Source organism: Streptococcus sp. SI1 (assembly GCF_030439945.1).
Lineage (GTDB): Bacteria > Bacillota > Bacilli > Lactobacillales > Streptococcaceae > Streptococcus > Streptococcus intermedius.
The window spans coordinates 1-8,233 of sequence record NZ_JAQFJE010000009.1 but is presented as its reverse complement, the minus strand read 5'-3'; the positions used below and the strand labels follow the sequence as shown (position 1 = coordinate 8,233).

Annotated in this window: 16 protein-coding genes and 1 pseudogene; all 17 read left to right on the top strand. The window is 35.8% G+C overall.

Translation table 11 applies throughout. The features are described from left to right. On the top strand, positions 1-1,555 hold a 1,555-nt coding region (locus PCY10_RS09625), incomplete at its 5' end, for a TNT domain-containing protein (RefSeq protein ID WP_301559014.1). Position 1,556: 1 nt separating this feature from the next. Then, positions 1,557-1,880 carry an Imm59 family immunity protein gene (locus tag PCY10_RS09620; RefSeq protein WP_021002351.1) on the top strand — a complete coding sequence of 108 codons (324 nt, stop codon included), beginning with the start codon at positions 1,557-1,559 and terminating at the stop codon, positions 1,878-1,880. Between the two features lie 2 nt (positions 1,881-1,882). Continuing rightward, positions 1,883-2,212 (top strand): Imm59 family immunity protein, encoded by a 330-nt coding sequence (locus PCY10_RS09615; RefSeq protein WP_112384827.1) that lies wholly within the window; start codon positions 1,883-1,885, stop codon positions 2,210-2,212. After that, positions 2,205-2,528, top strand: a complete 324-nt coding sequence (locus tag PCY10_RS09610) for an Imm59 family immunity protein (protein WP_301559013.1) — start codon at positions 2,205-2,207, stop codon at positions 2,526-2,528. The genes PCY10_RS09615 and PCY10_RS09610 overlap by 8 nt, the downstream gene beginning before the upstream one ends. A gap of 40 nt (positions 2,529-2,568) precedes the next feature. Next, positions 2,569-2,937 (top strand): annotated as a pseudogene (locus PCY10_RS09605) (hypothetical protein); the annotation flags it as partial. Further along, complete coding sequence (locus PCY10_RS09600) at positions 2,934-3,266, top strand: Imm59 family immunity protein (RefSeq protein ID WP_021002355.1); 333 nt, start codon at positions 2,934-2,936, stop codon at positions 3,264-3,266. The pseudogene PCY10_RS09605 and the gene PCY10_RS09600, both read left to right, overlap by 4 nt. A gap of 99 nt (positions 3,267-3,365) precedes the next feature. Beyond that, the gene (locus tag PCY10_RS09595) at positions 3,366-3,590 is read left to right on the top strand and encodes a hypothetical protein (RefSeq protein ID WP_021002356.1); all 225 of its coding nucleotides are present in this window, start codon (positions 3,366-3,368) and stop codon (positions 3,588-3,590) included. Beyond that, complete coding sequence (locus tag PCY10_RS09590; protein ID WP_021002357.1) at positions 3,587-3,922, top strand: Imm59 family immunity protein; 336 nt, start codon at positions 3,587-3,589, stop codon at positions 3,920-3,922. Before PCY10_RS09595 ends, PCY10_RS09590 begins: the two co-directional genes overlap by 4 nt. Further along, complete coding sequence (locus PCY10_RS09585) at positions 3,915-4,238, top strand: Imm59 family immunity protein (protein WP_021002358.1); 324 nt, start codon at positions 3,915-3,917, stop codon at positions 4,236-4,238. The genes PCY10_RS09590 and PCY10_RS09585 overlap by 8 nt, the downstream gene beginning before the upstream one ends. Positions 4,239-4,361: 123 nt before the next feature. Further along, on the top strand, positions 4,362-4,574 hold the full coding sequence (locus PCY10_RS09700; RefSeq protein WP_327083047.1) for a hypothetical protein: 213 nt from the start codon (positions 4,362-4,364) through the stop codon (positions 4,572-4,574). Between the two features lie 18 nt (positions 4,575-4,592). After that, a complete protein-coding gene (locus tag PCY10_RS09575; protein WP_206425278.1) occupies positions 4,593-5,237 on the top strand; it encodes a hypothetical protein in 645 nt (214 codons plus the stop codon). An 11-nt stretch (positions 5,238-5,248) separates the two neighbouring features. Continuing rightward, on the top strand, positions 5,249-5,611 hold the full coding sequence (locus tag PCY10_RS09570; RefSeq protein WP_020998242.1) for a hypothetical protein: 363 nt from the start codon (positions 5,249-5,251) through the stop codon (positions 5,609-5,611). Positions 5,612-5,781: 170 nt separating this feature from the next. Further along, complete coding sequence (locus PCY10_RS09565; RefSeq protein WP_148290556.1) at positions 5,782-6,525, top strand: hypothetical protein; 744 nt, start codon at positions 5,782-5,784, stop codon at positions 6,523-6,525. Continuing rightward, entirely contained in the window at positions 6,506-6,820 is a 315-nt protein-coding gene (locus PCY10_RS09560; protein WP_020998248.1) for a hypothetical protein, read from the top strand. The genes PCY10_RS09565 and PCY10_RS09560 overlap by 20 nt, the downstream gene beginning before the upstream one ends. Positions 6,821-7,003: 183 nt before the next feature. Beyond that, positions 7,004-7,228: a hypothetical protein gene (locus PCY10_RS09555; RefSeq protein ID WP_148290557.1), complete on the top strand. Its 225-nt coding sequence runs from the start codon at positions 7,004-7,006 to the stop codon at positions 7,226-7,228. Then, entirely contained in the window at positions 7,225-7,650 is a 426-nt protein-coding gene (locus tag PCY10_RS09550; protein WP_021002363.1) for a hypothetical protein, read from the top strand. The genes PCY10_RS09555 and PCY10_RS09550 overlap by 4 nt, the downstream gene beginning before the upstream one ends. A 27-nt stretch (positions 7,651-7,677) precedes the next feature. Then, positions 7,678-8,100: a hypothetical protein gene (locus tag PCY10_RS09545; protein ID WP_021002364.1), complete on the top strand. Its 423-nt coding sequence runs from the start codon at positions 7,678-7,680 to the stop codon at positions 8,098-8,100. The last annotated feature ends 133 nt before the right edge of the window (positions 8,101-8,233 follow it).

The window sequence follows — 8,233 nt, the reverse complement described above, 5'->3', positions numbered from 1 at the left end:
AGAGGCTTTGACACGAGCAAAGCGGCAGTCCGAGATTGCTCAAAAGAAAGCAAAGGAAAAAGCAAAGAAGGAGCAGGCTGATTGGCGGAAACATCACCCGTTACAATCCTTCTTATCGGAAGTGAAAGAAGGGAGCTCACGCTTTTTGGATGGCTCTACTAGCTGGATGAAGCAGGTGGATCTTCCGTTATTAGGGGAAGTCTTCAAAGCCTTGAAGGGGATTGGCGATGCGAGCTTAGGATTTGTGGGGGACATTGGCTTTGGTTTGGTTCAAGGAGGAACAGATGTAGCTCAGTATGCCCATGAGGGAGCTATCTGGGGCGTGAATTCTCTAACAGGTCAAGCGACTCCCAAGTGGATGGAGCAGGATCTTAAAGGCGGGCTTAAGATAAGTGGTCAAATGGTTCAGACGATTGGGAAGTATGCGACAGGTTTAGCGATTACGAGCTTGCCGGGCTTAGAAGTTGGGTTGAAGATAGCAGCGGATGGTAGTAAGGGTCGCAGTATTTCAGGAGTCCTGTTAAAAGAATTAGCAGGAGTCCAAGAAGAGACCCTTCAGAGTACGGAAGCACTCATCAAGAAGAGTGGGAAGAGTTTCTTGGAGGGGGACACCTACACCCGAAGTCGGCTCTTGACGAGAGGTGCTCTAGAGGTAGGTAGCTTTTTTGTAGGAGCAGGTGAGTTGAGAACGGCTGTATCAGGTAGTCAAATTGGCAGTCGTATTAGCAAAGTGAAGGGGTTGAGCCAGTTGACAGACTGGTCAGCTCTTACGAAGCGAGCAGGCCAATTGACGGGGAATGCATTTGATCAGTTAAGGCATTTGAAAGAGGGCCGATCATTTTTATACGAAGCCTTAGGACAGATCAAGAGAGAGAACCGCTTAGCAGCAGCGATAGGCACGGTGAGGCAGGACTTTAGTCGGCACCCAGCTCGAGTTCATCTGGGAGAAGTGGCAGAGAAGGCAGATGATGTGGTTAAGAGTAGTAAAACTTTCAAAGCTGAAAAAGTCACTCTAAAAAACGGCGATATTGCTTATAAATCAGCTGATTTAATAAATGGCAAACCTGTTTTAGTTCGCTCTAGATCCTTTCTGGATGATGCCGGTCGTATCAAATGGCCAGCTGCAGATGGTTTTGTGACAGACCGTGCAGGTAAGGCGATTACAGAGGCTGCCAATCTGAAAGCTGGACAAGTGATTGACCGTTTTGGATCAAATGGTGGGCGCTTCACCAGTCCAGTTGATAACGGAGAGAAATTAGCATTTAATACTAGAGGCTTGCCTTATCCTGAAGGTTATCAGACTTATCACAAATATGAGGTGGTGAAGGATATAACAAAGGAAAATATTTTAAAAGCATATAATGAAGCACCACAAAAATTACAATTTTTCTTGAATGAAAGATTGTCAAAATATGGAAATCCAGTGGATGTGCTATCTGATGTGAAGAAGGGGCAAATTGCTAAAGTATTTGGTCAGGGTGGTGGAACTCAAATTCAGTTTGGTTCCAATCTAGAGTATTATGAAATATTAGGTTTTCTTAAGGAAGTAAAATAATATGGTATCAAAAGAATTAATTGAACAGTATAAGCAGGAAATTGAAATACTAATTAGAAAGAATAACTTTCAAACTTTGAGATATGAGTTATTTAATGAACAGAGCAATCTTCCATGGGCGACACATCTATTTTATAGGGATAACAAGTTTATGATAAATAGTAGAGATGAACGCTCATATGTTGTTGGAGTAACTTGGGAATACGATACTATTAATGAAGCCATAGACAAGTTCATGAGTATACTGAAACAAACAATTAACGCTGAGCATTTAGCATCAGAACTAGGATTTTCTCATCCATACTCGTCACCACTTTGGGATTAATAATGTTATCTATGGATAAAGAGAAACAAGAACTTATGGAAGAAATTAAATTGTTGGGATATGAAAGTTTAAAATTTTCTATTTTTAATGATCATAGACCAGGTGAATGGGAAGTTCGAATTGAGTTTGATTCTACTAGTGAACATTATTTTGTTTACGCTACAATGGATAGAGCAAGTTATAACAAAAAATTGGAATTTGATAATTTTGAGGATGCAAAAAATAAATTTATAGAAAAACTAGACCTCACTGTGAAAATAAATAGAACTTCTGTAGAAAATGGAGAAGTTCCTGAATACTCCTCTCCATTATGGGATAAAATCGATGATTGATATTGAGAACATGAAATGTATAGTTGAACAAGAAATTAAAAAATGTCATTTTGAGAGCTTGCATTATGTACTATTTGATGAGGACAGTAATCTGCCTTGGGCTATTCACTTATTCTATAGAGATGGGGAATTTATGATTAATGGTAGAGATGACAGCTCATATATTATAGGAAACACTATAAAATTTGACAATTTTGAAGATGCGAAGACATCTTTTATAAGTAAATTAGAACACTTTGTTGAATCAACTAAGAAAGGAATTAAAGTTGGATTTTCTCCATATTATTCTTCTCCCCTCTGGGATGATGCAGAATAACAAATAATTTCATACAGAGCCAGCAAATTTAAAAGCAGGACAAGTAATCGACCGTTTTGGAACAAATGGCGGCCCTTTCACCAGTCCAGTTGATAACGGAGAGAAATTAGCATTTAATACTAGAGGCTTGCCTTATCCTGAAGGTTATCAAGTATACCATCAGTATGAAGTGGTGATAGATTTAACTGAAGAAAATATCCTTAAAGCATTTGAAAATGCACCTAAAGAAGTGAAAGATGCCCTTCTTGATGCAATGGAAAATCGAGGATTTTCTTTATCGGACTTAGCCAATATTCGTAAAGGACAAATTGCTCGAGTCTTTGGGCAAGGAGGGGGAACCCAAATCCAGCTTGGACAATCATTAAAATATTACGAGGATTTAGGTATACTAAGAGAGGTAACGAAATGAAAACTGAACAAATTGATAAATTTAAACAAGAAATAGAAGAAGAAATTGAGAGACGGCATTATAATTCATTAGTCTATGTATTATTTGATGAATTGAATACGGCTCCTTTTGCGATTCATATTTTTTATAGAGATCATCTGTTTATGGTGAATAGTCGAGATGATAGATCATATGTTCTTGGGAAAACGTTTGAATTTACAAATTTTTTGGAGGCAAAAGATAAATTTTTTAAACTGTTAGATTTTATAGTTCGAGAAGGACGTAGAGATGTTGCGAAACGAGGAAGTTATATGTATCCATCCCCCCTCTGGGATGATGTCACAGAATAATAAATAACTCCCCCTTTTATGATAGAATAAATGAAACAAGAGTTTACCAACAAACCATTGGTAAGCTCTTGCTTTAAATAGAATTCTCTTCAAGGTAGAGTGAATCAACACTACTCCAGCATCTCCTCCCCCCAATCCCGAATTACTTCTATTGATGAAAAAAGTAAACTTTCAGATTTTAATCTATCTATTGAAGATTTGGCTGAAGTTAAGCAAGGTCAAATTGCTAAAGTATTTGGTCAGGGCGGTGAAAATCAAATTCAGTTTAAATCGTCGATAGACATTTATGAAAAATTAGGATTTTTAAAAGAGGTAATAAAATGAAAGATATATTAGATTTTAAATTTATGAAACAAGATGTAGAAAAGGAAATTAAAGAAAAGAAACTTGAAAGTATACATTATGTATTATTTGATGAAAATAAAAATCTTCCCTGGGCATTCCACCTATTCTATAGAGATGGTAAATTTATGATTAATGGGAGGGACGACAGATCTTATGTTATGGGAAGGACAGTTGCGTTTGATGATTTCAATGAAGCTGAATACTTTTTTATCAATAAATTAGAACATTTTGTAGAATCTAATCGCTTTAAACTAAAAATTGGAAAGAAACCATATTATTCGTCACCGCTATGGGATAAAACAGATGAATGAATCAAATATTTTAAGATGGAAGCATAATATTGAACAAGAAATTAAAAAACGTCATTTTGAGAGCTTACATTATGTTCTATTTGACGAAACTAGACGTCTTCCTTGGGCATTTCATCTTTATCAGAAAAATGGGAAATTTTATGTTGATGGTCGAGATGATGCGGTTGCGCAAGGCAAGACCATTCGATTTTCTCATGATCCAAGATTAGACTCTTTCAGGGGTTCTGCATTAGAATGGGAGTGGAATTACTTAAGAGAAAAATATGGGTATATTGATTTAGATAAGATTGGAGGATACTGGTATGCAAGCAAATGAAACATTGAACTTGGCAAGAGAAACTAGAAAAAAATCAGAGAAATTTTTGGAGATAGAGTAGATACAATTGCGTCTTATGATATAGTAGATGACCCAAATCATCGGATGTTCAAATTGAATTTTATGGCCTACGATTATTTTTGCATTCAATTTAATTATGAAAATGATTTATGTGGGTTTTCGATTGTTTTAAATGATCAATTTGGAGTTTCCCTAGAAGAAGATATACGTAGTTACATGGGAACGAAAGATTGGGATAGTTACTTAAGAGAAATTATGTCAAAAATAGAAATGCGTATTCCAGATAAGTTTTTGAAAGCCAAAGGCTGGTTGTAAAAAAGTCGTATCACCAAAGTGAAGGGCTTAAGCCAGTTGACAGACTGGTCAGCTCTTACGAAGCGAGCAGGCCAATTGACGTGGAATGCATTTGATCAGTTAAGGCATTTGAAAGAGGGTCAATCATTTTTATACGAAGCCTTAGGACAGCTCAAGAGAGAGGATCGTTTAGCAGCAGCGATAGGCACGGTGAGGCAGGACTTTAGTCGGCACCCAGCTCGAGTTCATCTGGGAAAAGCGGCAGAGAAGGTTGAGGACAATTTTAAGATTAAGAAATCAATTCCTTCTGAAGATATCAATAAATGGTGGTTAGAACAAGGATATGATAAACCACCATATACTCCAGGAACAAAAGTCCAAGAAATTGAGTTAATTGATGATACGAAATTTGTCAGAGTTTATGATGGTGAAAATTCTCATCTTTATGGCGGCTGGCTTATGAAAGCCGAAGATATAAAGGGGTTATCTGCTTCCCAAATTCAGAATAAGTTTGCATTGCCAATTATGCCTAAGTTTGTAGGAGAAGTTACGATTCCAAAAGGGAGTGTATTACGAATGGGTGAGGTTAATCCCTTATTTGGTTTATCTGGTGGTGGGACTCAGTTTGATTTGATGGGGCAATATATTGGAGAATTCAAAGAATTAGGGAAAATTTCTAAATAGAGGTATTAACAATGACATATCTAATAAAAGTAGAAAAAAATACATTAAATATTAACAATATTGCTGTTCAATTTACGGGGAACATTGCTGAATTTAAAGAAATTAATCAGCAAATTATCGTGAGATTAGATATTCCAACTACAGGATTCTTAACGGATAATGACTTTAAAAATGTGTATGCTATTGATGTTAAAGGAAAAATTAAATGGCAAATACAAAATGTACGCCCTGTAAATAATCCCAATTTTCAATGTGCACCTATTGTTAATATTCAAGTACTGGATGATAATTTATTTGTTACAGATTTTATGGGTAGAAAATACAATGTTGATATTGATACAGGAAATATGAACTTGAAGACCGTTACTAAATAATATTTTATATTTAAACTGAATTTATTAAAATAAAACAAGATAAATAATAAATTTTTAATCAAATAAATACAGAAAGCTATCTGGGGTTGGAGGGGGACACCTACACCCGAAGTCGGCTCTTGACGAGAGGTGCTCTAGAGGTAGGTAGCTTTTTTGTAGGAGCAGGTGAGTTGAGAACGGCTGTATCAGGTAGTCAAATTGGCAGTCGTATTAGCAAAGTGAAGGGGTTGAGCCAGTTGACAGACTGGTCAGCTCTTACGAAGCGAGCAGGCCAATTGACGGGGAATGCATTTGATCAGTTAAGGCATTTGAAAGAGGGCCGATCATTTTTATACGAAGCCTTAGGACAGATCAAGAGAGAGAACCGCTTAGCAGCAGCGATAGGCACGGTGAGGCAGGACTTTAGTCGGCACCCAGCTCGAGTTCATCTGGGAAAAGTGGCAGAGAAGGCTGAGGATGTGGCGAGGGTAGTGGATAAGGTTGAGGATGCAACAAAAGTAAATTCTACATGGGAAATTTATAAAGAATATGATGCGTCTAAAGCAAATAAGTGGTGGAAAGTAGAAATGGGCTATGACAATGCACCTTATACTCCCAAAACAACTGTAAAAGAAATCATATTAACAAAAGATACTAATTTTGTCCGAGTATATGATGGTAAAATCTCAGGACAATATGGCGGTTGGTTAATGAGAGAATCTGACATTGCAGAACTAACAGCAGAACAAATTAAGGATAAGTTTGCACTCCCTGCAACACCAAGATACAAAACTGATGTTAAGATACCGTCAGGTACTAAATTAAGGACAGGTGAAGTAAATCCTTTAGAGGGCTGGGGAAGAGGCGGCGGAACTCAATATGATTTAATGGGACAACGTATAGGAGAATTTACGAATGAAAGATTATTACCATAATAATGATTTAAACTTAGAGTTTTCTGTGAGACAGAAAATAGAAATTGAAAATTTAGAAATTATACTTTTAGATATTCCTTACAATGATGATACTGTAGACAATATTTATGGTATACATAACCAAAAAATTTTGTGGAGAGTGCAAACTAGAAATGACTTATCAAATAAATTGCCATATGAGCAAATGACTATAGATACAAATGCAAATGTTATAGCAGCTACAGATTTTTATGGCAGAAGAAGTTTTATTGATGTAAAAACAGGAAAAATAATCAAAACTGATACAGTTAAATGATTGAGCCTATATATAGTATAATCATAAGTCTTTAAGAATTAACGAAAACTCACCACCCACAATGCCAATTCCAAGACGGCTTTGTTAGGCTACTTTGAAGAGTCCAGTGTCCGCTCATATGAGCAGATTGCCCATGCCAATGGTTTTACCTATTTTGATGCGGGAAGTGAAGGGTGGAAAGCGATGGCTAAAGTCGATGGAGAACTTGCTCCCAAAGTAAATAAAGAGTTTCTTGTTCAACAGATTAAGGAAGGAAAAGATTTTGTATTAACTTCAAATCCATCCAAAGCATTTGATGCTTGGCACTTTGAACATAAAGGAGAGTCATTTTATAAAGAAATGATTTTTTTACAAAACAATGGATATAAATTTGAGAAATATGGAAATTTTTGGAGGGTCTATAAATGAGTGAAACCTATTTACCAGTGAAAGAAAGTCTAGGATATAAGAATGTCAAAACTGCCTTATTGAACATATTTCAAATGAATTTAGACGATTTATTTATTCTCGAAAATAGTTATGAGGGTTTTAATTTTTCCATCACTTATAGAGGCTATGATGTAGAAATGGGAATACCAGATGCTCAAAAAAATACTCAATTTCAATTTGGAGAAGGTGGAATTTTTAAAATTTTACTTGACGATCCAAATTATCCCGAAAATTCTATTTTGGAAAAAATTTTTCTAGAGTTTTTAATTGATAATCAATCTATTCGAGAGAAAATAGAGTATACATTTGGCAAAAATGAAAAAGACATCGAATATGCCCTGCAAGTGTTGAAAGGCTATCTGGACAAAAAGTATGAAGAAGAACATGACTTAGTTAAGTAATTACTGATACTTTTAGAGGGCATATAAATGACAGAGCATTATTTACCAATTAAAGAAAGTTTAGGTTACAAAAATGTAAAACAAGCATTACAGAATGTGTTTTCTGTAAATTTAGATGATATTCAAATTCGTGCTGGAGAATATGAAAATTTTAGTTTCTTATTTACATATAACAATTATTTTATGACAATGCTACTCTCATCTACTAAAAAAAATACTCAGTTTAATTTTGGAGAAGGCGGGATGTTTGATATTCTTTTTCCTAATCCAAAATACCCTGAACACTCATTTCTTGAAGAAACATTTTTCCATAACTTATTAGTTGATGAAAAAATGAGTGAGAGTGTAGAAAGTGTTTTTGGCAAAGACGAAAAATCAGTCGAACATGCCCTGCAAGTGTTGAAAGACTTCCTGGATTCAGATGATGCAAAGGTGTTGTTTCGTAAATAGCGTTTTAAAGAAGTCCTTCGTGGCAGTCAGCTGGAACTTCATCAGCTATCAACCGCTTTTATGACCCAATCTGATCAAGTGGCCTATCTAACGTATCTCACCACACCGTCGTTAAGAAAGGAGGAGTTGAAAT